This is a genomic window from Blautia sp. HCP3S3_B11 (assembly GCF_052064435.1).
Taxonomy (GTDB): domain Bacteria; phylum Bacillota; class Clostridia; order Lachnospirales; family Lachnospiraceae; genus Blautia_A.
Map to the genome: position 1 here is coordinate 90,421 of NZ_JBQHVP010000012.1, position 25,821 is coordinate 116,241.

Genomic DNA, 25,821 nt, shown 5'->3' on the forward strand with positions numbered 1-25,821 from the left:
TGTTGACTGTATAAGTGGGTTATCTCACCTGTACGGTGACAAGAATGAAAGCGAATTACAGAAATTTATTATTACAAGGAAACGAATGGATTGACGGATCAGATGAATATGGATTAATTCTCACAGATGATTTAGATTCACTTCTATCGTGTGCCATCCTCAAACAAGTAAAAGGATGGGACGTTGAGCAGGTAATGATTTTTAAGTATGACAAGAATCAAAATTTTGATGCACATGGTATAACCAAAAACGCCACACACGAAGCAATTGGCGTTGATTTAGCACTTACAAATGGAAAATGTTTTGACAATCATCTGACTCAATTCAAATGGAATGGCACAAGTAATCCAGAAAGCATTAACCTCAACAGGATTGCAGGAATTTCCAGAGATAAATATTACAGAAAATATAACCTCTCTACTGTCCTGCTTTTATGGTCTTTATATGACCTGCCAAAAGAGAAACTGTCAGATGAATTAATGATGCTGCTTATAGCAATTGATGGCTCATTCCAAGGCTATTATACAGAAGAAAAATATGTTTGGATTCATAAACATTGGCTGGTAGATGTACTTGACCTACCAGAGTTTTATGAGTGTGAAAAGCGTCATACTAAAGATGAATTTAAGGAAATTCAGAAAAAATATAACATCCATAAAGGCTATGGAAAAATCACATTGAAAAATGGTTATCTCAGTACAGATATAGATATAGAAAGAGTTAATGATGTACTGGGATGGGACACAGATATTGTGGTTGAATTACCTACAGATGGATTCAAAAAGAAAGCAATTTACAGAGATTGTATGAGAAGTATTGATGATTCTACCAGAAGTATAAGTAATTTTTCTGATGATGTATTTTCGTATGCTTTAACCAATAAATACACTGTAAATTATTCAGAAAGGATTGAGGAAAAATGCGATACACAGACACAAGTAGCATAATCATTTACTCCGGCAAAATTGCAAATGAACTACTCAAACGAGGTCACAGGATCGTGAAGGTCATGCCTGATAGGAGAAATAAAATTAAGACAGTATTTGTGTTTGCTAATGAGAGAAATATTGTACGGGATGTGGATGAACTCACACGACCAAATGATAGTGAAATTTTTGCAAGCCTAGATTGAATCTAGGGATGTCATGTTTCGTTACTCCCGTTGTCAACGAAAACTTTTCGCTCACGCCGTGCATACAACCGTAAAATTGTGGAGTGAGAAAAGCAAATCAGAAACTTTCGGACTTGAAATAAATTTACACAAGAAAGGAATCAAAAAAATGAGAAAAACAATTATAATTTTTTCAGCAAGTAAGGCACGAGAACTACTAAAGAATGGATTTCAGATTATTGACATCAAGCCACACAAAAATGATCCTACAAAGAAGCAATCAGTTTTCGTATTTAAGTACGATGATAGAATTAATGATTTTATCTAATTCATTTCTGCTGAAAAATTTCCCAACAAAAAAGAGAAAAAACAAATAGGTGCTTACAGATTGATGCAATCCATTTGACTGTTCCGCTAATGCTGCACAGATCAAATGTCTTGTGATTCACATGAACATTTCCAAAACTGGACAGTTGAAACACACAGATTAAAGAATAGTAAAGTGTATTTCAACTGTCCAAAAATGGAAAAAGAACGAAGGTACAGGTAAATGAAAGCACAAGTGAAAGAAAAAAGTGAGATTTCCTTCACAAAGTGTGAGAGAGAATGAGCGCAAGCGAATGAGCGAACGCACTTTGCATCAATCTGTATGCCCGAATCCAATTGTACAAAAAAGGAGTCATAAAAAATGCTAGAATTAAACAAGGAATACACTTACAAAGAGATTTGTGAGGAATTAGGATGGAAAGTTTCAGATGGAAATTCAAAGAAAGCACAAATCAGAGAGATAGAATCTGCTTTCAAATTTTATCATCCAGAAAACAAGAAAACACATAAACCCAAGAAATCATATATTTTTACTGAGATGCTCCGGGAGTTACAAAAACCATCGGTAAAAAATAATGGTGGATGTCATAATGATAAAAATATTTCACCTATGATGGAGTACCTTAGAGTAATATTCTCAGATGAGAGGTTGCATGAACAACCATTTACGATGACAAATTTGTTTTGCAATGTCCTGAAATTTATGAGAAAAAGTTGCTACGAAAAAGGATATGCCGAAGATGATGAACTTTTGAATTATTGCCAAAGAAATTATATATACAATCCAAATTTATTCAAGGCTTATTCCGCTACCATCAAAAAAGTGTTAAAAGAAATCACTTTAAATGCGATTACGGCATTAGGTAAAAAGAATCTTGCTGAATATGAGGATGGATATATCTTTTACTACAAGATGGCAAAGTCAGATGATCGTATTCTTGGTAATATTTTTTCTGATTATATTAATGATGAAGTCATTGAGGTTGAAAGAAAAATTTGTGAAGAATTTAATGAAAAACACAATTTGTCCTCTAAGATGAAAGGACGACAGTTACTGAGGAAGATATATGCGTCAAAAGCATTACGGGAACAATTTGACAGAGAAAAATGTGCTGAACTGATGAAACATGAGGATGCTATCAGAGACTTAAATGGTGTGATTGAAGAAACATATCAATTTAGTTTTAGTATTCAGTACATAGATGAGGATAGACCACTTATTTCTTATTACAGAGCAGTGAGTATTAACGATATGAAAAAAATCACACTTACAGATAATGAAGTATGGAATCTTGCGAAAAAGATATGTCATATTGTTGTGAATAAGAGCCGAAAATCATTTTTCCAAGACAAACGCAACAGAAAATATGATACTTTTGAGGATATGCAGGATATGGTTGTTACGGAACATCTGCTGTTTAAAAATGGTCTGTTGGATGGTCTTGTAAATGAAAATGGTGACTATGATCTGGTTGTACTGGATGAGAATGGTAAACCAGAACTATGGGCTGAGAATTGGGGACTCCCAGATGTGATGGGATTTTAAGGGTAGGTTCAAATTTCTGTCGGTTTAGAAACGCATTAGACAACGGAAAAATGCGATAAATTCGTTGTTTGAAAACCGATGAAACTTGTTTAGAAACAGAAAACAGGACGGAGGTCTTATAAAAAAGACTTCCGTTATTTTTATACATAAAAAAGGAGTAAAAAAATGACAGAACAAGAAATTAAATGGGAAAATGAAAAATTTGAAATGAAGAAAAGGAGTTTCGAGTTGATGCTTCAAATGCGGGACCATCTCGAAAAGATGACAGAAACGTGTAATAAATCATTGGAAATCTTGAAAGGAGTGAAATAAATGCCAGCGTTTAAGAGCGAAAATCCAAATCCTACTACGATTATAGCAAAAATGACAAAGGTATGTCCTTACTATATTGCAAAATATGTTGAGTGGTATCTCACTCCACCAGAAGAAAGACAGTCATGGGATAATTTATGCAAGTGTGATAATCATTTTCAGAATAAATCTGGTGAAAATAAGACAGAAAAATTTTGTAAAGAAAATTGGTTGGTTCGTGAGGACGCACAAGCAGCCATCAAGATTTACATGAAACATATGCAAACCGTCAACACAATGAAAATTTATCAGAAAATGCTTGATAAGGCTCTTTCTGGTGATGTACAGGCGGCTAAATATATACAGGATTTTCATACGAGTAAGTTTTTTGAAGATGAGCAGGATGAAATCAATGACTTCCTTAATACAGTAAATATACCAAAATTAAAGAAAACTAGGGGGTGATTTATAATGGCACTCTCTAAACAGAACATGGAAAAATTAAAGTGGTTATGGGCTGATGAGAATAAGATTGCATGGATTGAAACTTTTTTGAAAATTGCAGACAAAGAGGGTAAAATTGTTCCGTTCATCTTGACTGATGAGCAAAGAGCATTTGTCTCTGGACTGGAACACAAGAACATCATTTCTAAATCAAGGCAGTTGGGGTTATCAGTTGTTTGTGCCGCATTGAGTATCAGAAAGTGCATCGTGCAGGACAACACAACTTGTGTGCTTATCTCTCACTCTCAGGAGTCTACAAACAAAGTATTTGCTAAATTAAAGCAACAATTCTACTCTCTTCCCGATTGGTTGCGTCCAGATTTGTTGACTAATAACAGACAGGAACTTACATTTACTAATGGCAGCCGTATCTCTTGCCAGACAGCAGGTAATAAGGATTTGTGCAGAGGCGACACGATCAATGGAGTATTACATATGAGCGAATATGCGCTTTGGAAGAATCAGGACGGACAGTTACAATCTCTGATGCAAGCCAGTACAGAATCAGCGCAAATTATAATCGAATCCACGACAAAAGGATTCAATAAATTTACTGAATTATATATGCAGAGTATCAACAATGAGAACGACTTCAAGCCGTTCTTTTTTAATTTCATAAATGGTCGTGCGCTGTTTGAGAACCAATATAAACAATCTGTCAAGTCTTATAAGGCAAGGCATAATGGCAAGATGCTTACTGAGGATGAATATGATGAGGAAGAAAAATACCTTGCTACGCTAGGCATGACACCAGATCAAGCCGTATGGCGCAGAGGTAAGATTGCAGAATCTTCTTTGGATGCTTTTCACGAGGAATTTCCGTCAACATTTGAGGAATCTTGCATTGTAACGGGAAGTAGTGTCTTTGATAACAGTCGTGTTATAAGGATTCAGCAGGCACTTACGGAGAAAAAGGTTAAACCATTGACTCTGGATAAGTTGGTGGGATTACCGCAGATATTACGACCATATGTGCAGAATAAATCCTTACTCATATGGGACGTTCCGAAGTATGGCGTTAAATACTATGCAGGTATTGACGTATCTGAGGGACTTGGTGGAAAACATGACTATTCTACTATATTTATGGTGGATGCGGATGGTAAACAGGTACTGGAATTTAGAAACAATAAGACAAAACCATACATATTTGCCGATGTTTGTGATGCAGTCGGCAGATGGTTCAACAAGGCTCTACTGACAGTTGAGAAAGCAAGTGGCGGTCACTCTGTAATTGAAAGACTTAGATATGAGAAACATTATATGAACATGACTAAGTATAAGACATATGATGAGTATAATCGCACTGTTTGGCAGGTTGGATTTAGCACCAATAACAAGACAAAAAGTATTGCGGTTAATGATGCTCGTGAGTGGTTTGAGAAAGGTCTTATTGCAATAAAGAGTAATAATTTATTAGAGGAAATGAAAACGTTTGTGGCGCAGGACAATGGTGCTTTTAATGCCGTAATTGGGTCACATGATGACTTGGTATCAGGATTCTGGCTCTGTATTCAGGGTATGAAAAACGGATTTTGGTATCCATTTTAGAGAAAGGAGTTAAGATGATTAACGATTATATAGAAAAACAATATGGTAATAATCCGAAATGGTTCATGGAAGAAGTTAATCAACACAATCATGCTGCAAGAATCGCTGATGTTGTTGCTAATCGTGACTATCTTGCAGGACGACACAAGGTGTTAAATCGTGAGGATTCTTATTATAAAGGAAAGAAATATATCACACGAAAAACGATCCTGAACTACGCTAAGACAGTAATTCGATTCCATGACACATTCCTGTTAGGTAATCCTGTCAGTTTATCATGTCAAGACAGCGAAACTTTAAAGACCTTTAATGACATTTACAAGTTAGGTCAATATGAAACTGTTGACTACCAGATTATTGATAGAGTCAATAAATTTGGTGATGCCTTTGAGGTTATTTATGTCGAGGACAGTGTAATAAAATCTAAGGTGCTGGACAGTGCTTGCTGCTATCCTGTTTATGATGACAAAGGGGAATATGTATCATTTATTGAACATTGGACAGATGTCTATACTCACGTGACCTACTGGAATGTCTATTATCCTACATATGTAGAATGTTGGTCAAATGACGGTGGGGATGAGCATTTAGTGAGTACCACCATGAGTATTGGACTGCCTATACATTATCATAATTTTTCAGACAAGGATTATAATTTTGGGGAGTCAATGCTTACGGACATTAAGCCTATTATGGACGAATTAGAGGACTTGCTGAGTAAATTCTCTGATAGCATTTATACCAATACTATGAATGTCTTACCAATTGCTACGGGACAGTATATAGAATCTTCAATTCCTGCTGATGCTACAGGATATGTGCTTAATCTTGATAATGGAGATTTCAAGTATGCTTCTTGTAATATGGACTACAATTCTATTAAACTCTTACTGGATAATCTCAAACAGATGTTGAATGATATTGCTTGCATTCCGTCAGTTTTAGGTAGTTCTACTTCGATTGCTAATATCTCAGAAGTAGCCATGAAAATCTTATTCGCTATGGCAGAGGTTAATGCTAACGAGTGTAAGAAGTGGCTCAATACTGGATTTAAGCAAAGATTTAAGACATTCCAGAAGATATTATCAATGCAGGGCATCAGTGTTGGATGTGACGTTGATGTTGTTTATAATGTGGCAATGCCTGTTGCAGGATCGGAAATGATTTCTAATCTAAAAGCATTACAGGAAATGGGAGCAGTGTCAGTTGATACGATTATGGAAAAAGTAGACCTTGTGAGTGATCCTGAGGTTGAGAAGGTTAGGTTGAAAAATGAGAAAAGTGTTGCAAATCCTAGTGATATAGTAGGAAACGAATGAGGATGATACTGTGGGTGTAGGTGTTTAGTGCTTTAGTGTAGTGAAGTACGACCCAAAATACGTTCTATAAAATTGTACTGAAATAAATACAATCCAACTAATTCATAGTGATATACTAGGAATTAAAATATAGATGATTTACGTCAACGCTTTACTATACTAAAGCAAATTACACTTCCAATAAAAATGTGACTGAAAATGTCAAATAATAACAAAACTTGACTTTTTTGTAGATGAAACCAAAATTTCATGCCAGAATCCGCATAAGATTCCTAATCTTATACACGATTTTAGGACAATATGGGCTGAAAAGATGGTACGGGACGGGTAATTGTCAGAAAATCATCGGATCAGTGCCAGATGCAGCCGTTGTTAGAAGCATTGTGCAAGATATACAAAGAATATTTTCGTGATTTTGTATGAAATTAGAGAGTGTTTTCTGTACAGTTTTATGGCATAACGAGCCGTTACCCCTGTTTGAAAAAATGGTGCGTATGGTATCACTTTTTACCCCACAGCAAAAAATCAAGGTACACCAAAATTGGTTTACCTTGAAATATTGTCACCAAGTGACAACCGATGTGGTAAATGGTATCTTCTCCAAATGGAGAAAATAGCAAAATAATACCGATGTGGTAAAATTACCCACTCGGACAGAGAATAGCTCTTCTCCAAATGGAGAAACCTTTAAATAAAATTCAGTTAAATGGATAGAATCAGTTACACCAATTCTGGTGGAAGTTGATTGAGATAAATCGCCTTTACCAAATTTGGTAAACCCGATTGACTGAAAAACAAGGTCTGGTAATTTTACCATACCTTGATAAGTGGACTTCCTCTAAAATTGGTGTAAGTCCAAGTGAAACAGATTCCCCCCAATTCTGGTGGAAACTGTAAATAGCCTTTGCAGATTTCTTCAAAGCCTTTACCAAAATTGGTAAACCCTATTAGTGAACAGTTTTTGAAGATTTCTTCAACTCCGATGCTGAGTCTCAAATTTGAGATGCAGCGATTCCAAAACAGGAAACGCTCAATAAAAAATAGGTTATGGTAAATTTACCACAACCTTTATTTCTTATGTTTTCTTTTACGTCCAACGAGATAATCAAGAGATACGTCATAATAATCAGCAATCTTAATTAACATTTCTATCGGAACATTGATTTTTCCCAACTCATACTTTGAGTAGGTGGTTTGCTTGATGTTCAAATATTCAGCAATTTCTGTCTGCGTCTTATCAGCATCTTCACGCAAATTACGAATGTTCTCAAATGTCATGTCCGTACCTCATAAATAATTTATCTTTATTATATGAAAGTCGTGACAAGACTATTGAAAAATAGTCGTATTGCGACTATAATTATTTTAAATAACAACAATGTGGTACGATTAGGAAGGAGAAAGTAATGCGTGGAGTAGTTACAAGTTACAACAGGCAGAAATGTGCTGGAATCATCACAGCCGATGATGGCAAAGAGTACACTATCAGCAGATATGATATTGATGGTCTACCAGTGCCGGAACGTGACGACATAGTTGATTTCGAGCCAGATGGTGACAAGGCAACAGATTCAGTGCCTATTATTTCTAAGTTCCTGCTCAGGCGGTATATGAAAAAAAAGGGACTGAGATTGGTTGAAGCCAAAGACCCATTAGGCAACATACGATATATGATCGTGAATGATGAGGACTGGAAACAGAACTTTGAGCGATATTATACATTGACTGAGGTTGCTGAGTGTATGGGGTTTGACTTTTAGTTGAGTCGTAGGGAAAGGAAGGCGAATGGGGAATGTATACATTAGGATGTATAATTGCATATGTAGGAATTGCGGTGTTTATTATCGCATTGTTAAGCTAAAACAATGAAAAAAGAAAAAGTGGAGGAAAAGTTTATGAAAGGCATAAAAAAATATTTTGGAATTATATTGTTTGCGCTCTCTTTAGTGTTATCTGTATCATCAGCCATGCCTGAAATTGGAGGATGCGTCGATGTTCAAGCAGCCAAGATTAAGATAAATAAAACTAAAGCAAGTGTTTATATTGGAAAATCCTTTAAATTAAAGGTTACTGGTACAAAAGCAGAAACAACTTGGTGGTCTGATAATGAAAGTGTGGCAACAGTATCAGAAAATACTGGTAAAGTTACAGGTAAGAAAAAGGGAACAGCGATAATATATGGATATGTGAATAATAGGGCTTTATCAATAGTTAAATGTAAGGTAACTGTAAATTCTGTTATAAGTGTATCACCTAAAACACTTTATATGGACGGTGTAGACGATGAGACAATTAAAGTTACTTTGAAAAAAAGTTGTGGATTAAGATATTCTATATCTAATCCTGATATTGTTTCATGTTCATGGGATGATGATTGGTATAAGAATGGTAAAGTTACATATTTATATGTTACCGCTGAAAAAACAGGAACAACATATATCACTATTTCCAATAAATACAGTAGTGAGAAAGCCAAAATTAAAGTAGTAGTTGATATTGACAGCGATGACGGTAATGATGATGACAATAATCAAAATGCATTTACGCAATTAAAAAATTATATTCTAGCATACGGAAGTCCGAATAATAAAGGTAATAAACTTTTAGATAAAGATATGTATGATGATGAAAATAATTACTGGAAATGGGTAGTTATTTATGAATCGGGTACTGAACAATTACATTTTATGGTTTCGCGTTTAGAATCTGGTTCTAATCAAATGTTTGGAGAAATATGGCTTGATAGTAATTTAAATGCATATGTGAAATATGAATATAGCATATTTGATAACGATGGATATGTAGATGCTATAGCATCTATTAATCCTGCTACATATACAAAGCACACAAAATTAAGATATAATATTATTGAAAATACACTATTCCTAGATTCATCAGTGCCTAGTGTGGCAGATTCGTGCTTAGTAGTAGGTTTTTCTGGATGGAAAATCATATTACAAGAAGCAGGAATTTCATTTAGAGATTTAGGATTTTTGTCATTGAACTTAAACTAATTTAAACTCATAAGACCACGACTACGGTGAAACGCCGTAGCCAGTGGTCTATTTTAATGCACAAATTTAAGGAAAGGAGAACACATGGACGTATTAACAAGATTAAAAATGGAACTGTCCAATCAAGAGTATTTTCCTGACGACCAATACACACAATTTCTGATGGAAAATAATTTGGTTGCGACAGAAACATATAACAAGGAAACTATGTACAAACGACTACTGCTGACGGTGCTTGATGTGTTTGAAGCCGTTGCAAATGATGTTGATTTGATGCAATCCATCACAACAGAATTTAATACCACAGGCGCAGCATACAAGTACATTGAGAAACGTATCGCACAGGTCAAAGACAAGATTGCTTCTATTCCCGATCCTGATGAGGATTACAGTTGCTTCTCACTGATGTTTACCAGAGAACCACAATATACTCCAAGTCGTTACGGGGCTAAGACGATCACACCGAAAGAAATTGATGATATGTTTTAAGGGGGTGGATTATGGTATTTACAGAAGGAACACAAGACAAATATCTTGACGAGGACGGACTGCAATATCTGATTGAGAAACTAAAAGAAAAAATTCCATCCAGCGGTAATGTTGACCTGTCAGATTACTATACTAAGGAAGAAATTGACACTATAGTAAATAATCTTCCTGCTGGTGGCACTGGTACAAGTGGCAAGGATGGCACAGGAATCCAGACAGTTAAGTTAGTGAACTATGAACTAATTGTTACTCTCACAGATGGAACTAAGATTAATTTAGGAAACGTGCGTGGTGCTGATGGTGCTAAAGGTGATAAGGGAGATAAAGGTGATAAGGGAGATAAAGGTGATAAAGGTGATCCAGGACAAGACGGTGCTAAAGGTGCTGACGGTAAGGACGGTATCAATGGCAAGGATGGAGTGAACGGTACAGACGGTATCAATGGTATTGATGGTGTATCTCCCACAGTAGAAGTAACAGAAATCACAGGCGGTCACACTGTGGCTATTACTGATAAGAACGGTACAAAGTCATTTGATGTGTTAGATGGTAAGGATGGAAAAGATGGTGCTAGTGGCTCTGGTGGTGGTTCATCTTCCGGCGGTGGTGATGTCTATTCAACTGAGGAAACACCTATAGGCACATGGTATGATGGCTCAACAATCTACAGGAAAGTTATCGTAATGACGATCAAAACAACCATTAAATCTGGAACTCCTGATATTACATCTGTAAAGCATGGCATTGAGAACTTTAAACATTTGGTGGACTTGCGTTGTATTCCACAAGGATATAGCATGAAGTCGGCAATTGGTGATTTAGGTTTTACGGGAACAAATCTTTACAATGCAACGTCACTTAGTAATTTAAGAGATTATCTGATTCGACCAACAGTATCATATGACAGTATCATGGTCGATGCAGGTTATAGTTGGCGTGGCTGTGAGTTGACTTGCATTATTGAGTATACAAAAAGTAATTAGAAAAAGGATTGACAAGGTTGTTGAAGGATAGTATTATATTAAAAAGAAGTCTTGTGCTGTTTTTTTGAAAGATACAACGAAACTGTTGTTTATAAAGGTTAAAATGCTGTTTTTGTGGAAAGCAAGACTAAGGATCTTGTGAGCATTGCGCTCGTGTGGGTTCAAGTCCCATCTTCCGCATGTGAAACCTTGTATCTTAACTGGTACAAGGTTTTTTTATGCCATTTATCAGGGGCAAAAGACTTTTTGCCCCTAACATCATAATATAAAATTACTTATAGTATATTCATAAAAAATTCATATCTCTTTGGTAAAATAACACATAGATTTGTTAGTCCTGACAGATGGAAGCAATCGGAGATGTTATTAGTGTACTGGATCTGAGTGGAGTGCAACAGGAGAATAAATTTTATGAGACAGGACATTGAGAGAAATAAGAATAAACAAGAATATCAGTTTATGCAGGAAACCATAAAGAAACGACCGACAGAGCGAAGAAGTATGGCACGCAGACTACTGGCAGTTGCCGGCTGCGGAATTCTTTTTGGCGGATGTGCAGCAGTTACATTTGCAGAAGTGTTCCCTGTCCTGGCAGATAAAGAAGAGAATGCACAGCAGAAAATAGAACTGACAGAAACACAGACAATGGAGAAAACAGAAGCAGTATCAGAAGAACAGACAGTAGAGAGTGAAGATACGGCAGATGAATATCAGGAGAGAGAAAAAGGTCCATTGGCTCTTTATGAAGATACATATAAAGAGGTGTTAAAAATCTCTCAGGAAGCCCAGAAATCATTGGTAACTGTTCGTGGAATTTCCAAGGATGAGGATTTGCTGAATAATTCTTATATGCAGCAGGGTGATTCGGAAGGTCTGATTTTTCTGGAAACAGATACACAGTTTTATATCCTTACCTATGAGGAAGAACTGGAGAACTTGCATGAATTGCAGATTACTTTTGCAGATGGCTCTACCGTTTCCGGTGAGTTATGTAAGGGTGATGCGGATACAGGTCTGGCTGTTGCAACTGTAAAGAAAAGCCAGCTTAATGACAGTACGAGAGATGAAATCGTAGTATCTGATCTGACGGATATTGACAGTCCAAAGCAGAGTGATATGGTAATCGCAATCGGAAGCCCGGCAGGTGACGTTGATGCGGTCGTTTATGGAATGGTTACTTCTATATCGGAGAAGCTGATGGCTGCTGATACGGAATATGAAATACTGGCTACGGACATGCAGGGAAGTGAAGACGGAAGTGGTATTCTTCTGGATACTTCTGGAAATGTGGCGGGTATGATTCTGAAAGCAAGTCAGAGTGATGGAGCGAATATTCATGCACTTTCTGCCGAACAGATTCTTCTGCTGGTAGAGAGACTGGCTAATAACGATAAAGTCAGATACACAGGAATTTATGGCACACAGATTAATCAGGCACAGTGCAGCCAGCTGAAAATCAATCATGGACTATATGTGGAACGCACAGAAACAGATTCACCGGCAATGAAAGCCGGGATTCAGTGCGGTGATATCATCAGCAAGATTGATGGAAATGAAATAGAGAGTATGCAGTCCTATTATACATATCTGCAGACAAAGAAAGCAGGAGAAAAGGTTACAGTAACGGTCCTGCGGAAAAGTTCCAATGGAAATTATATGGAAAAGGATTACAGAATAGCAGTTACTGAGAAATAGCTCAGGAGCGCCTGAATGAATACGGGAATTCACAGATAAGTGAATGGAATGATTTCAGGAATGAACTGTTGAAATTATAGGATAGATAGAGAGGCAGATTTTATGCGTTTTTTAAATGAATTACATGAGGGAGACAGAATCAACGGAATTTATCTGTGCAAGCAGAAACAGTCCGCTGTAACGAAGAACGGAAAACCATATGAAAATATTATTCTTCAGGATAAGACCGGAGTTATGGATGGTAAGATATGGGATCCGAATTCTCTGGGAATTGATGATTTTGATGTGCTGGATTATATTGACGTTGTGGGAGATGTGACCAGTTTTGCAGGCGCTATGCAGTTGAATATCAAGCGTGTACGTAAAGCGGCCGAGGATGAATATAATCCTGCAGATTATCTTCCGGTAAGCGAGAACAGCACAGACGATATGTACAGCCAGCTGAAAGCATTTATTGACAGTGTGGAGAATGTTTATCTTTCTGCGCTTCTGAAGAAATTATTTGTGGAAGACGAAGAATTTATCAAAGCATTCGAGGGACATTCCGCAGCCAAAACCGTACATCATGGATTTATCGGTGGGCTGATGGAACACACGCTGGGAGTGACCAGACTTTGCGATTATATGTCAAAGGCATATCCGGTCATTAACAGAGATTTATTGATTACTGCTTCACTTCTCCATGATATAGGAAAGACGAAAGAGTTATCTTCCTTTCCATTAAATGATTATACAGATGAAGGACAGCTTCTGGGACATATTTATATCGGAGCACAGATGATTCATGACCTTGCAAGTCAGATTCCGGAATTTCCGGAAGTGCTTAAGAATGAGCTGATCCACTGTATCCTGGCTCATCACGGAGAACTGGAATATGGTTCACCGAAGAAACCTGCACTGGTAGAAGCGGTAGCTCTGAATCTTGCAGATAATACAGATGCAAGGATGGAAACCATCACAGAGATTTTTGCAGCAGATAAAGGAAAGAAAGACTGGCTTGGATTTAACAGACTTTTTGACTCAAATTTAAGAAGAACTAAAGAGGTGTAATCTTTATGGAATTTCGTAAGAACGATCTTGTTACGTTAGAGATAGAAGATTGCGGAATTGACGGTGAAGGTATCGGAAAAGCCGATGGCTTCACCGTTTTTGTCAAGGACGCAGTAATCGGGGATACAGTAACAGCGAAGATTATTAAGGCAAAGAAAAACTATGGATATGGCCGTCTGATGGAGGTAGTGAAACCATCACCTTACAGGGTTGAGCCGAAATGTGCATTTGCCCGTCAGTGTGGCGGATGCCAGCTTCAGGCACTTTCATATGATCAGCAACTGGAATTTAAGACAAATAAAGTAAAAGGACATCTGGAGAGAATCGGAGGCTTTACCGATATTCCGATGGAGCCAATCATTGGAATGGACGAGCTGTTCCATTACAGAAACAAGGCACAGTTTCCTGTAGGAAGAAATAAAGAAGGAAAGATCGTCACAGGTTTCTATGCGGGAAGAACTCATAACATTATCGAGAACCGTGACTGTGCACTGGGGGTGTCTGAGAATAAAGAGGTACTTGACCGTGTGATCAGCCATATGGAAAAGTATGGAATCGGGCCATATAATGAGGCAACCGGCAAGGGACTCGTGAGACATATTCTGATCCGTTATGGGTATTTTACGAAAGAAGTGATGGTCTGTCTGATTCTGAATGGAAATAAACTTACGAAAGAGGATGTTCTGGTGGAATCTCTGCGTGAAATTCCGGGAATGACAAGTATTACGATTAATGTGAATAAGAAACGTAGCAATGTAATCCTCGGTGAAGAAATCCGTCTGCTCTGGGGACAGGAATATATTACGGATAAGATCGGAGATATTTTTTATCAGATTTCTCCTCTGTCATTCTATCAGGTAAATCCGAGACAGACACAGAAACTCTATGCAAAAGCACTGGAATATGCGGATCTTCACGGAGAGGAAACTGTCTGGGATCTGTACTGTGGAATTGGAACGATTTCCCTGTTCCTCGCACAGAAAGCGAAATTCGTCCGCGGCGTGGAAATCGTGCCGGCGGCAATTGAAAATGCAAAAGAGAATGCGAAACTTAACGGGCTGGAGAATACAGAATTCTTTGTAGGCAAGGCGGAAGAAGTACTGCCGAGAGAATATAAGAAAAATGGCGTTTATGCAGATGTTATAGTAGTAGATCCGCCGAGAAAAGGATGCGATGAGACTCTGCTGGAGACAATGATAGAGATGAACCCGGAGAGGATTGTGTATGTAAGTTGTGACAGTGCTACACTGGCCAGGGATTTGAAGTATTTATGCGAGAGAGGGTATGAACTTAAAAAGGTCTGCCCAGTTGATCAATTTGGTATGACCGTCCATGTGGAGACGGTTTGCCTCTTGAGCAACCGAAAAGCGGATTCTCATATCAGACTTTCCTTAGACATGGAAGAGTATTACGACATCATGGACAAGGAAAAGGCTGAACAGAAATAACTTCATAATATACTGAACTTAAGCGATAGCTGTTGATGCGAAAGCATTGACAGCTATTTTTTTCGCGTTAAGGGAGGTGATGCCATTGGGTGGGATGTGTTGAAACAGGAACCAGCAATCAATGACAAATTATGAAAAGGAGAATTCGATTATGGCAAAGAAGAACAGAAGCTTGAAGGTTGTAGGACAGAGTGGATATCAGTACCGAGAGACGCCTTGTATCATGCTGAAGGGCAAGTGGCTGAAGGAGCTGGGATTTCAGATTGGCGATTATGTTTCCGTCAGCTGTGAGGATGGCAAGATGATCATCACGCTGGATCAGGAGAAGGCAGAGATCATTGAAGCAGAAAAGGCTTTCATGGAACGAGAGACGGAGTCTTTGAAAAAGAAGTTCCAGGAAGAGAAAACACGGATTCATACTCAGTATGTGGCAGAAAGAGAAGCGAGGTACGGTGTATGCGAAAAGACAAATTAAGAATCATCGGCTGGGTGATGATGTTTGTGGTGATAGCGATAGTGGTCATCTGTTTTGATGATATTCAGGCAATGGTAAATGAGGTAATGGTAGAGCAGGCTGAATCCCTTGTGGATCAGCTGCTCAGATAGGAGGCAATCATGGGAAAAATCATTTTGGTAGGAGCCACAAAGGGTGGAGTTGGAAAGAGTGTAACTTCATATAATCTGGCATATTCATTGGCAAGTCTTGGAAAGAAGGTGTTAGCAGTAGATTTTGATAGCCAGGCGAATCTTACTACATGTTTTGGAGTAGAAAATACGGCGGCGGTGCCGGTGACTATAGGGCATCTGATGATGGTTCAGATGGAAGATGAAAAGCTACCGGATCCAACGGAATATATCATGAGTCGAAACGGTGTAGATTTCATTCCTTCCTCTTTGGTTCTGTCAGTGGTGGAAGCAAAGCTGAGACTGGAAATGGGTGCTGAGAGAATGCTGGCAGGGATTCTGGATCTATTGAGAGAACGGTATGACTTCATCATTATCGATACTTGCCCGGCCTTGGGTGCACTGACCATCAATGCATTGGCGGCAGCTGACGGAGTAGTGATCACGGTGAATCCTCAGCTATTGGCCATGATGGGTTTGCAGGATTTTTTGAAAACTATCAAGAAGATTAAGAGCCGCATCAATCCAAAGCTGGAAGTGGAAGGAATTCTGCTTACCATGTGTGAAGCAAGGACGAATCTTTGCAAGGTAATCTCAGAGCAGGTGACGGAAACATTTGAAGGACAAATCCGAATCTTTGGCAGTAAGATTCCCAATACGGTAAAGGTTGGAGAAAGCGTTTATTATAGTGAGCCTCTTCTGGAGTATGCACCGGGGACGAAAGCCTGCAAGGCATATTTGGATTTTGGAAAGGAGCTGATTACTTATGAAGGATAAGAGAAGAATCTTTTGCGATGCAGTGGATCTTTTGGCACCAGAGGCTCCAGAGGGTGGAGTGCAGATGCTTTCAGTGGATGCCATCAAGCCTTTTCATGAGCATCCATTTAAGCTTTATCAGGGCGACAGATTAGAGGATATGGTAGAAAGTATTCGAGAGCATGGTATTCTCACACCGGTCATAGTAAGAAAACTTGGTACGGAATACGAAATGCTTGCAGGTCATAACAGACAGAATGCAGCAAGGATGGCAGGATTATCGGAGATTCCTGCCATTGTAAAAGAAAATCTGTCAGATGAAGAAGCGTGGATTTATGTGGTGGAAACTAATGTAATCCAGAGGTCCTTTAATGATCTGTCAATCTCAGAGCGGATCACGGTATTGTCTGCCAGGTATGATAAGGTTTGCGGTACCAAGAAGAGAGAGGAAATCTTAGAGGAACTACATGCACTCAACGGTGATATCGGTGGACATGATGTCCACCAGGCGGCTAAGAGTAGGGAACTGATTGGCCAGGAATATGGCATGACGGGTAGGAACATTGCCCGGTATGTCAGATGCGGTCAGCTGATCCAGGGATTTAAGGACATGCTCGATGATGGAAGTCTGGCATTGGTGGTTGGTGTGGAACTGTCCTATCTGTCAGACGAAGAACAGAAGCTGGTGAAAGAAGTCGTGGATCAGAACTGCATTTCCATAAAAAATGATATGGCAAAGAAGTTGAGGGCTGCAGCAGGATCCATTACTAAGGAATCGGTTCAAGTGCTGATGGGAGTGGATAAGCCAGTGGAAGTGGCAGAGATCATCAAACCGATTTCGGTTAAGATTTCGGCAAAGGTTTATAGCAGATATTTCTCAGATGTAGCAAAGAAGGATGTGCAAGGAATCCTGGAAGCGGCTTTGGATATGTATTTTTCAGGGAAGGGGGCTTAGGATGTTTACAGAAGAGGAATTGAGTGCCATTGATACCAAGTATTTTTCGGTAATCGTGGCTAATGAATACGATGTGACGCTTATGAGTAAAAACACGGGACATGTCTGGTACATGCACTCGGCGGATCTTCCTGATCGGGATCTGGTAATCTTATTTCATAAGCATCATGCCAGTGATCCGTATCACAATCATGCCAGGTGTGGTAGCTTAAAGAAAGCCATACGGGATATCAAATCACATGATGCATTTCAGCTGAATGGACGAAAGCCAGTCTATAAGAGTCATTAAAAAACGAGGGCGGTAACACGAATGAAGTGTTATCGCCCTCTCGGCATTACTTACGGTTTTTCTTGTGATGATAAAGCTTCAGATAGTCACAAACTGCATCATGGCAGTTGTTGATGACCTGACGACCACGGCTGGACTTGAGACCGATGGTGATGCAGATCTCATCGATAGACATTCCATCAGCACTGAGGCGGATGATCTCGGCATAACGCTGGTTGACCTTCTCGAAGTGTGCCAGCATCTGGATCTTAATCTCTTCTTCAGTAGGCTCAGGCTCCAGTGCATTCAGCACCTGATCCTCTACGGATGGAGTGGTGGTATCTTCAATATCGAAGCTTTCACCTTCGAACTCATAATTCAAAGACATGATATCGACACGGTTAGGATTACGGCGCTCCAGAAGGCCCTTGTGCGGGCAATTCTTGCAACGTCTGGTATTCGGGCAAAGTCTCTCGGTGCCATCAGGATTGGTGAGTACACAGCGACCTTCACGGCGCATCTTGAGATCCTCATTGATATCATTCCAGAAGTCTTTCATATAAGAAGCGAAGTGCTCTTCTGGAATGGCCATGAATCCAATCTCATAAGTAAATTCTCCCAGGGTCATGGTGGTGAAGTTGGCCTGGATGTAATCAGACTTCTTCAGGTTGAAGGTGTCTTTTCTGAAAGGAACCAGGACCTTTCCTGCTTCTACAGGCTTGCCGTCAAAGCTTTGTCTGTTGCTGTACTTCTTAGTGTTACTGTAATTTGCGATTCTTCCCATTTGGATTTCCTCCTGCGATTTGCGATGGAGGAATCCTCACGGGAAATATTCATTTGTCTTATCAGTCGACCGATCATAGGTATTCCTCCTATTTACCGGTCAGCTGTTCTCTTATGCCGACGTTTACGGGGTACTTCACTCTTCTGATGAGAGAACCACCACCCTGGCCAAGGTGATGCAGTCAGTTGAATGAAGAGTTTCCATTTGTAATGCGCCTCAGCTCTTGGCGCAGAGAATAAGAAAATTTTATGAAATTAAAACAAAAATTGAAATCACATATAAGAATGATAAATCTGCAATTATCCATAAGAAATTCACGAATGCAAATTATTTTTATGGAATCATTATCTGAAGTGTGTTATGATAGAAACATCTATCCTTGTTTGCTTTTCTTTTTCTTATCTATAAATGAACCTATTGATACTCTTGGTACTGTCAATGGGTAGAAATGGCATACAAGTCGATACTTTTGATGAAAACTGATACTATTTTGTGGAGAGAGAAAAATGAGTGAAAATCATGTGCCTTATTTGTGTGGAGGAACTTTTTTCTATTTGTTAATAAATGCTAGGTGGACTAAAAGCACTCCCAGAGAACGTCGAGGCGGAATCAAAGATGGTTTGAGAGATTGCGATTTGATGAATGCATTACTGTCTGTGATAAATGGGTATGATAACGAAAATCCGGGAAGTAGCTTGAAGAAAGATATTTCTAGTTTTCGGGAATGTTCCATTGACGGTTCATCGAGCATCCCTTTTGATAGAAAAGATACATACTTGGTTTTGGATAATAAAATGAAGTCAGAGTATTCAGAGACATTGGCAAGAATGCAAGAATTTGTTACAGGATTCATAGATCAAAATAAATATCTACTGTTGGTAAAACGATTATTGGCAGTAATTGAATTGGATGACATTCCAGATGACGAAGAGTTCTATATATTAGACGGGACAACGCCTGTTTCTAAAGGAGAAATGCTTAGTAAAAAGCAGTTTGTAATCGAACCATTTCTACTGGGAATTGTGCATTACATTCTTGGAAGTGAAAGGAAAAACACACCAGGAATAGACACATTGAATTTCTGGTGTCCCAAAGAAGAGGGAAAGGAACGTGGATTAATTAAACAAGAGATGAACCTTGATTCGTATAGTGAAATATCTGTTAGTAGAGCATCTATTGAAGTTGTCAATAAAAAGGAATTCTATCAGGATGAAGAAGAAAATAGTGATGCAGAGTCTGTTGAAGAAGATCCGGATATTGTTGAAGAGGCAGCAGATTCGTACGAGGGTAATCAGAATTCCGTAACTATAATTAAACAACAGACTAATGTGATTCAAAATGGGCAACAGAATATAAACCTTACCAATAATGGAAACATTACTTTCAATTTTTAGGAGAACATATGAGCCAGAAGGATTTATCGGTAGTACAAAACGGAGAGAATAACATTTTCATCAGCAATGAAAAGAATGTGAATATAAATGTATCTTCTGGTACCAGTATTTCGGTATCAGAAGAAGGGGTGCATGTAGCTGAAAATGTAAAGGTCGCCTTTGGAGAGGAACAGTTATCGCTGGAAGATGCTAATTTATTAAATGACTTTCGTAGGGATTATGACAATCTTATAGTCAAGTGCATCAAGACGGATTATACGGTGCCAGGAATTAATATAGATTTTCCAGACATTATTGATGGACTTTATTCGGAAAGATGGGATGTTAAGAGTTTGAAAACCAGGAATAAGGTACTGAGAAAACTGGTTCTTGATACTCTCCAGGCATTAAACGAATTAAGTGGATTTATGTCTGATAAGTATATGAGAATTATTGAAGATGCACATGGAAATTGTTCCTATATCCCTAGAAATGAATCGCTGGAGCAGGGGGATCGTCTTAGGGATGAATTGCGCCCAAAGACCAATAAGCTAAGATATAAATTGAGAGATTTATACAGAGAGCTTCATCCAGAGGATTACGAGGGAATCCCGCCGTTTGAAGATTACTGTGAAGAATAAATTGAGGGGGAACACGAGTGAAAAACGAACTAATTGTCAATCAGAGTCAAGATAGTAAACCAGTAGTGAAGCAAGATGGACAGCATAATATTTATGTAGAAAATCATGCGACAGTCAATTTGAACGTGTCAAATTCTCGCCTGGGCAATATGTCTATTGCCGGACTATTAAGAAAACTGAAGAGCCTTGATAATGAATACTATAATCTTCTTGTTACATTGGAGGATCTTAGTCAGCAGGATTATATTACAGTTTCAACGGAAAGGGCATTGACGAAGGATACTGTACCCGAGGAAATATATGAGAACTGTTCGAATCTGTCAGATGAAGCCATAGAGAGATTGATGACTTATCCGGCCATAATATGTAATGAGAATACAGACTATTATGGGAAAACGAATCCAGAGCAGAAAGCAATATATGCTGTGATCACAAAAATCAAGAAACATGGAAAACAGATAAGAGTGTACTTTCAGCCAATAGATACTTTTGAACAGCAGAAACTTATAGATTATGCCTTTGACTTCGATCTGGATATGGACTGTGCAATTACAGATTTAAACAGATCCTGGTGGCTGGTAAAAAAAGTAAATTTGGCTGAGGTGTTTATTGACGTAGGGATAGAAATGGGGAATTGCTGATGGGAAAAAAGATACCAGGGGAAATACGAGAGATTGCATTGTCAGATGCAACTTATGCTGGAACAGGTGTAAAAATACAACCTACTTTTGTGAATTTCTTTTTTGGAAACAATGGGGTAGGAAAATCTACGATAGCACGTGCCATAAAAGATTTTTCAGGCGTGTCCTTTGCGGCTGGGAAGAAATCTATGGATTATGTTCCACTTGTATATAACCAAGAATTTATAGACGCAAATTTTCAAAACTATAGGAACATGCGAGGTGTTTTCACTGTCAATGAGAAAAATGCAGAAGTGCAGAAAAAGGTTGACGAGAAAAATACAGAACTCGATTTGCTTAAAATTGATCAAGACAAATCAAAAAGTGATCTGGCTCAAAAAAAGGGTAGACGCGAGACTTTAAAAAAGGATTTCCATAAGGAATGCTGGGATCGTATGGAAAATTATCGTAAAGATTTTCCGAAATCCATGGACAAGAGAGGGGTTTCGAGAACCTTTACTGAAGCAATCACGGCTTCACAACAAAATGAGGCAGATTTGGGAGATTTAAAAAGATTTTATAATAGTGCTTTTTCAAATACGGCAAAGCCATATGATGAATTTACAGAGATTCAGGATACGAAGTGTCTTGATAGAATCATGGATAAAGAGTTGTTAAAACTCCATATTGTAAATTCATCGAATACTCCATTTGCAGAATTCTTGCAGAATATCGGAGCAACGGAATGGGTCAGACAAGGACATTCGGAATATGCCCATAAGACCAATGGGAAATGTCCATACTGCTATAGACAGTTAGATGATGACTTTGAAGAAATGATGAAGCGTAGCTTTGATACTCAGTACACCGATAACTTGCAAAAACTCAAGAATTTGCTTGGAGCATACAAGCATGAGGCAAATACAGTATATCCAACTCTTCAGAAGATTCCGTCAGAGATCTATCCGCAGATTTCTGTGACAGCATATACAAAGAAGCTTGAAGAAATTAAGAAAACAATCCAGCTTAATATTGATGCTATTCAGAAGAAGATTGATGATCCATCTATTTCTGTTGAGGTGGAACCGGTAGAGCCGCTTTTGGAAGAATTATCAGAGATCATAAAAGGCTTTAACAAACTGATTAAAGCGAATAATGATATTCTGAAAGCAGGTCCCAAAAAACAAAAAGAATGCACCGATATGCTCTTTGCGCATATGGCATATGAGTTGCGTGATGTTATTGCAGCATATGATAAAAGTGATCGTGATTTGCAATCAGAAATCAAAGATTTGGAAGGTAAGATAAAGAGCAGCGATACAAAACTGTGTGACTTGAAAAAGGAAATATCCAGTCTTAATAGCCAAACAGTAGAAACTGAAACGGCAATGAATAGCATCAATACTATGCTCAGGGATGCCGGATTCCAAGGATTCAGTTTGAAGCCACACGAAACGCAAAAGCATGTTTATAAAGTGGTTCGTCCCAATGGTGACATAGCAGAGAATCTGAGTGAAGGTGAAAAGAATTTTATAGCTTTTTTATTCTTTTATCATCTCGTAAAGGGTAGCGAATCTGCAGATGGGGAAAGTAGGGATAAAATAGTTGTTATTGATGATCCAGTTTCCAGTATGGACAGTACTTCTTTGTTTATTGTGAGCTCTATTGTTCGTGAAATGATAGAAGTTTGCCGTAATAATGCTGATAACAGGAATATGACAGCAACTGGAAAGCATATTAAGCAAATATTTATACTTACCCATAATGCTTATTTCCATCGTGAAATAACCTACAATTATGTTTCAAAGTATGAGTATGTGTCATTTTATCTTATTAGGAAACAGAATAATCAATCTTCAATTCGCTTGTGTGAATGTACAAATCCAAATGAGCCATCAGAAAAGATGAATGTAAATCCTGTAAAGAATTCTTATGCGGCTCTCTGGGATGAGTATAAGGAAGTCAAGTCTGGTGTGCCTTTGATGAATGTCATTCATCAGATACTGGAATATTATTTTGTTCAATTATGTGGATATCCAGGAACACATCTAAGAGATACTATTTTGAACAAAAAGAATTTTCAAAATCCGGATGGTAGTGAAGATACAGAGAGGTATCAGCTTGCAGAGGCTATGCTGTCATACATAAGTGCATCGACAATCGGAATGAGTGATGGATTACATTTTGTTGATGATTGTGTAGATCCGGATGAATGCAGGAAGATGTTTGAAAATATATTCCGGTGGATGAACCAGGGGCAACACTACGATAAGATGATGGAAAAATATTGATGCGAGATTGCTGGAGGTTAAGATATGCAGCTAAGTTATAAAAAATTATGGAAAATGCTTATAGATCAAGATATGAGTAAACAGGATTTGCGAGAGAAAGCAGGAATAAGTTCGGCTTCAATGGCAAAGTTAGGGAAGGGAGAAAATATCACTACAGATGTTCTCTTAAAGATTTGCAAGACTATGAATTGCAAGGTAGAAGACATTATAGAAACCATCTCAGACGATGAAGAATAAAGGAAAGGGAAGAATACATGGAACAACTTTCATTACCAGGATTTGAAACTGATGAAAATAAAAGAGATAAAATAGAAATCCCAGTAGACGATCGTATTAGCGGAAGCAAAGCGATGCAGATGCTTGCATTATCCCGTCATACATTTGAGAAGGTCGTAAAAGAAGAGCTTATCAAACAATATACTGATGGAAAAAAGAAATATTACTCTACAACTGAATTAGAAAAATTTATGTCTACAGAGGCGTATAAACAATTAGCAGAGGGAACTGTAGATAAACGCAATAATCTTAATGATTTAACAGGAAAAGATTGGCTGCCTGAAACCAAAAGTTTTTTCTATCAAAAAGGACTTGGCGCAGATAGCCCAGAAGCGCAAATAGAAAAACTTCATCCTGCACCATATTCTTTTCAGGATATTGGGCACCTTATTAGGTTCTTTACAAAAAAAGGAATGCGTGTATTGGATCCGTTTGGTGGAGTAGGATCAACAGCGAAGGCCTGTGAAGTTGATGGAAGATTATGTACGAGCATAGAATTATCACCGAAGTGGCACGAATTATCTATAAAGCGTCTTGAGACTGAGGTGGCTGAAGGCAGTAGTTCTAAGCATACATTTATTAATGGAGATTCGTGTGAGGAGCTATTGAAAATAGAAGATGAATCTATTGATTTTGTAGTGACGAGTCCTCCATATTGGGGAATACTTAATAAGCTCGACCAAAAGGTGATTAAGAATAGAGTTAATAACAATTTGGAAACAAAGTATTCTGAAAATGAGAAAGATCTTGGAAATGTAGAAAGCTATGAAGAGTTTCTTGATATTCTGGTAAATAAAGTGTTTCTTCAATGTGCAAGAACGCTCCGAACGGGAAAGTATATGGCAATAGTTGTATCAGATTTCAGAGATAAATCGGATTTTATTAGTTTTCATAGTGATTTGGTGCAAGCTATGAATAAAGTCCAGATTCCGAATGGTGGTGTACTTAAATTACAGGGAATAAAGATTCTTTTGCAGAATCACAAGAGCTTGCTACCGTATGGGTATCCATTTGCTTATGTGGAGAATATTCATCACCAGTATATATTGATTTTTAAGAAAGATGGTGGAAAGAAATGAGTGACTTCGATGGTGTGATTTGTGGGGATATGGACGAGTGGGTGGATAAGCTGATAGATGCTGGCATTAAGTATGATTTAATTCTAACAGATCCGCCGTATAACATTAATAAAGATTTCGGTAATGATAGTGATAAACTTTCGGTGCAGGATTTTGTAGCTGTATCGAGTAATCGAATCAAGAAATTAAAGCAATTATTGACTCCAACAGGGAGTATTATTTGGTTTGGAATTCATGATTATATTTGTTACATTCAGGTAGCAATGTATGAAGCTGGACTATACTACCGACGTATGAATATTTGGCATTATGAAAATGGCTTTTCCAGGTCAAAAAAAGAGCCAGCCACTCACTATGAACCATTTCTTTGGTTTTCTAATAATGCAAAAAAATGGACATATAATGTAGATGAGGTCAGGGTGCCATACAAGAGTACAGAAAGATTGAAATCACCTGTCAAGTATAAAGGCTCTGATGGGACAGTAAAAATATGGGAACCAAATCCAAAGGGATCCATGAGAGGGGATGTATGGGATTTTCCTACATTGGCTGGGAAGAGATTTGAAAAAGAAAAAACTGCTCACCCGACTCAAAAGCCAGAATCACTGATTACAGAGTTGCTAAAAGCATTTTGCCCTATGAAAGATGGGAAGTATGTTGGAAGAGTATTGGATCCTTTTCATGGTTCTGGAACATTGGGAGTATGCTGCGAAAAGCTAAATGCTGAGGGAAATAACATCCAGTGGACAGGAATCGAATTGGAAAAACAATGGTGCGATATTGCCAACGAAAGATTAAAAGAGATAAAAAAACTGGAGGGCTGATA

At 38.1% G+C, this 25,821-nt stretch carries 27 protein-coding genes; 25 read left to right on the forward strand and 2 right to left on the reverse strand.

The genetic code is table 11. From position 1 onward, the window contains the following. Nucleotides 1-44: 44 nt before the first annotated feature. The 6 genes from ACTNC0_RS11035 (at nucleotide 45) to ACTNC0_RS11060 (ending at nucleotide 6,649) form a co-directional block, all read left to right on the forward strand. Nucleotides 45-947 carry a hypothetical protein gene (locus ACTNC0_RS11035; protein WP_441087398.1) on the forward strand — a complete coding sequence of 301 codons (903 nt, stop codon included), beginning with the start codon at nucleotides 45-47 and terminating at the stop codon, nucleotides 945-947. 852 nt (nucleotides 948-1,799) lie between these two features. After that, complete coding sequence (locus tag ACTNC0_RS11040; RefSeq protein ID WP_441087399.1) at nucleotides 1,800-2,984, forward strand: hypothetical protein; 1,185 nt, start codon at nucleotides 1,800-1,802, stop codon at nucleotides 2,982-2,984. Nucleotides 2,985-3,149: 165 nt separating this feature from the next. Next, nucleotides 3,150-3,296 carry a hypothetical protein gene (locus tag ACTNC0_RS11045; RefSeq protein WP_441087400.1) on the forward strand — a complete coding sequence of 49 codons (147 nt, stop codon included), beginning with the start codon at nucleotides 3,150-3,152 and terminating at the stop codon, nucleotides 3,294-3,296. Further along, nucleotides 3,297-3,740, forward strand: a complete 444-nt coding sequence (locus tag ACTNC0_RS11050; RefSeq protein ID WP_441087401.1) for a hypothetical protein — start codon at nucleotides 3,297-3,299, stop codon at nucleotides 3,738-3,740. 27 nt (nucleotides 3,741-3,767) lie between these two features. After that, the gene (locus ACTNC0_RS11055) at nucleotides 3,768-5,330 is read left to right on the forward strand and encodes a hypothetical protein (protein WP_441087403.1); all 1,563 of its coding nucleotides are present in this window, start codon (nucleotides 3,768-3,770) and stop codon (nucleotides 5,328-5,330) included. 14 nt (nucleotides 5,331-5,344) lie between these two features. Next, complete coding sequence (locus ACTNC0_RS11060) at nucleotides 5,345-6,649, forward strand: phage portal protein (RefSeq protein WP_441087404.1); 1,305 nt, start codon at nucleotides 5,345-5,347, stop codon at nucleotides 6,647-6,649. A gap of 1,068 nt (nucleotides 6,650-7,717) precedes the next feature. Here the strand turns inward: ACTNC0_RS11060 and ACTNC0_RS11065 are convergent. Then, nucleotides 7,718-7,927, reverse strand: a complete 210-nt coding sequence (locus ACTNC0_RS11065; protein WP_216417848.1) for a helix-turn-helix domain-containing protein — start codon at nucleotides 7,925-7,927, stop codon at nucleotides 7,718-7,720. Between the two features lie 128 nt (nucleotides 7,928-8,055). Here ACTNC0_RS11065 and ACTNC0_RS11070 point away from each other — a divergent pair, with 128 nt between their 5' ends. The 12 genes from ACTNC0_RS11070 (at nucleotide 8,056) to ACTNC0_RS11125 (ending at nucleotide 17,952) form a co-directional block, all read left to right on the forward strand. After that, a complete protein-coding gene (locus tag ACTNC0_RS11070; protein ID WP_441087405.1) occupies nucleotides 8,056-8,409 on the forward strand; it encodes a hypothetical protein in 354 nt (117 codons plus the stop codon). A 135-nt stretch (nucleotides 8,410-8,544) separates the two neighbouring features. Next, entirely contained in the window at nucleotides 8,545-9,663 is a 1,119-nt protein-coding gene (locus tag ACTNC0_RS11075) for an Ig-like domain-containing protein (protein WP_441087406.1), read from the forward strand. Nucleotides 9,664-9,747: 84 nt separating this feature from the next. Continuing rightward, the gene (locus ACTNC0_RS11080) at nucleotides 9,748-10,152 is read left to right on the forward strand and encodes a hypothetical protein (protein ID WP_441087407.1); all 405 of its coding nucleotides are present in this window, start codon (nucleotides 9,748-9,750) and stop codon (nucleotides 10,150-10,152) included. An 11-nt stretch (nucleotides 10,153-10,163) separates the two neighbouring features. Then, entirely contained in the window at nucleotides 10,164-11,135 is a 972-nt protein-coding gene (locus ACTNC0_RS11085) for a hypothetical protein (protein ID WP_441087408.1), read from the forward strand. A 411-nt stretch (nucleotides 11,136-11,546) separates the two neighbouring features. After that, entirely contained in the window at nucleotides 11,547-12,830 is a 1,284-nt protein-coding gene (locus ACTNC0_RS11090; RefSeq protein WP_441087409.1) for a S1C family serine protease, read from the forward strand. A gap of 102 nt (nucleotides 12,831-12,932) precedes the next feature. Further along, on the forward strand, nucleotides 12,933-13,880 hold the full coding sequence (locus tag ACTNC0_RS11095) for a 3'-5' exoribonuclease YhaM family protein (protein ID WP_441087410.1): 948 nt from the start codon (nucleotides 12,933-12,935) through the stop codon (nucleotides 13,878-13,880). A 5-nt stretch (nucleotides 13,881-13,885) separates the two neighbouring features. After that, nucleotides 13,886-15,328 carry a 23S rRNA (uracil(1939)-C(5))-methyltransferase RlmD gene (gene rlmD / locus ACTNC0_RS11100; RefSeq protein WP_441087411.1) on the forward strand — a complete coding sequence of 481 codons (1,443 nt, stop codon included), beginning with the start codon at nucleotides 13,886-13,888 and terminating at the stop codon, nucleotides 15,326-15,328. Nucleotides 15,329-15,479: 151 nt separating this feature from the next. Then, on the forward strand, nucleotides 15,480-15,803 hold the full coding sequence (locus tag ACTNC0_RS11105) for a SymE family type I addiction module toxin (RefSeq protein ID WP_441087412.1): 324 nt from the start codon (nucleotides 15,480-15,482) through the stop codon (nucleotides 15,801-15,803). Next, nucleotides 15,785-15,934, forward strand: coding sequence for a hypothetical protein (locus ACTNC0_RS11110; RefSeq protein ID WP_441087413.1), 150 nt, complete (start codon nucleotides 15,785-15,787; stop codon nucleotides 15,932-15,934). The genes ACTNC0_RS11105 and ACTNC0_RS11110 overlap by 19 nt, the downstream gene beginning before the upstream one ends. Before the next feature lie 9 nt (nucleotides 15,935-15,943). Beyond that, nucleotides 15,944-16,729, forward strand: coding sequence for a ParA family protein (locus tag ACTNC0_RS11115; protein WP_441087414.1), 786 nt, complete (start codon nucleotides 15,944-15,946; stop codon nucleotides 16,727-16,729). Continuing rightward, nucleotides 16,719-17,663 (forward strand): ParB/RepB/Spo0J family partition protein, encoded by a 945-nt coding sequence (locus tag ACTNC0_RS11120; protein ID WP_441087415.1) that lies wholly within the window; start codon nucleotides 16,719-16,721, stop codon nucleotides 17,661-17,663. The genes ACTNC0_RS11115 and ACTNC0_RS11120 overlap by 11 nt, the downstream gene beginning before the upstream one ends. 1 nt (nucleotide 17,664) lies before the next feature. Beyond that, nucleotides 17,665-17,952 carry a hypothetical protein gene (locus tag ACTNC0_RS11125; RefSeq protein ID WP_441087416.1) on the forward strand — a complete coding sequence of 96 codons (288 nt, stop codon included), beginning with the start codon at nucleotides 17,665-17,667 and terminating at the stop codon, nucleotides 17,950-17,952. Between the two features lie 46 nt (nucleotides 17,953-17,998). Here the strand turns inward: ACTNC0_RS11125 and ACTNC0_RS11130 are convergent, their stop codons facing one another. Then, nucleotides 17,999-18,715 carry a hypothetical protein gene (locus ACTNC0_RS11130; protein WP_441087417.1) on the reverse strand — a complete coding sequence of 239 codons (717 nt, stop codon included), beginning with the start codon at nucleotides 18,713-18,715 and terminating at the stop codon, nucleotides 17,999-18,001. Nucleotides 18,716-19,221: 506 nt separating this feature from the next. Between ACTNC0_RS11130 and ACTNC0_RS11135 the strand changes: the two genes are divergently transcribed. Genes ACTNC0_RS11135 through ACTNC0_RS11165 form a run of 7 tightly spaced genes read left to right on the forward strand, consistent with a single transcriptional unit; the run spans nucleotide 19,222 to nucleotide 25,819 of the window. Beyond that, nucleotides 19,222-20,109, forward strand: coding sequence for a hypothetical protein (locus ACTNC0_RS11135; protein ID WP_441087418.1), 888 nt, complete (start codon nucleotides 19,222-19,224; stop codon nucleotides 20,107-20,109). Nucleotides 20,110-20,117: 8 nt separating this feature from the next. Beyond that, nucleotides 20,118-20,729 (forward strand): hypothetical protein, encoded by a 612-nt coding sequence (locus ACTNC0_RS11140; RefSeq protein WP_441087419.1) that lies wholly within the window; start codon nucleotides 20,118-20,120, stop codon nucleotides 20,727-20,729. A gap of 17 nt (nucleotides 20,730-20,746) precedes the next feature. Further along, on the forward strand, nucleotides 20,747-21,370 hold the full coding sequence (locus ACTNC0_RS11145) for a hypothetical protein (protein WP_441087420.1): 624 nt from the start codon (nucleotides 20,747-20,749) through the stop codon (nucleotides 21,368-21,370). Further along, nucleotides 21,370-23,640 carry an AAA family ATPase gene (locus ACTNC0_RS11150; RefSeq protein WP_441087421.1) on the forward strand — a complete coding sequence of 757 codons (2,271 nt, stop codon included), beginning with the start codon at nucleotides 21,370-21,372 and terminating at the stop codon, nucleotides 23,638-23,640. The genes ACTNC0_RS11145 and ACTNC0_RS11150 overlap by 1 nt, the downstream gene beginning before the upstream one ends. A 24-nt stretch (nucleotides 23,641-23,664) precedes the next feature. Continuing rightward, nucleotides 23,665-23,877 (forward strand): helix-turn-helix domain-containing protein, encoded by a 213-nt coding sequence (locus ACTNC0_RS11155; protein WP_441087422.1) that lies wholly within the window; start codon nucleotides 23,665-23,667, stop codon nucleotides 23,875-23,877. 17 nt (nucleotides 23,878-23,894) lie between these two features. After that, a complete protein-coding gene (locus ACTNC0_RS11160; RefSeq protein WP_441087423.1) occupies nucleotides 23,895-24,995 on the forward strand; it encodes a DNA methyltransferase in 1,101 nt (366 codons plus the stop codon). Beyond that, entirely contained in the window at nucleotides 24,992-25,819 is an 828-nt protein-coding gene (locus ACTNC0_RS11165) for a DNA-methyltransferase (RefSeq protein WP_441087424.1), read from the forward strand. The genes ACTNC0_RS11160 and ACTNC0_RS11165 overlap by 4 nt, the downstream gene beginning before the upstream one ends. Nucleotides 25,820-25,821 lie beyond the last annotated feature (2 nt).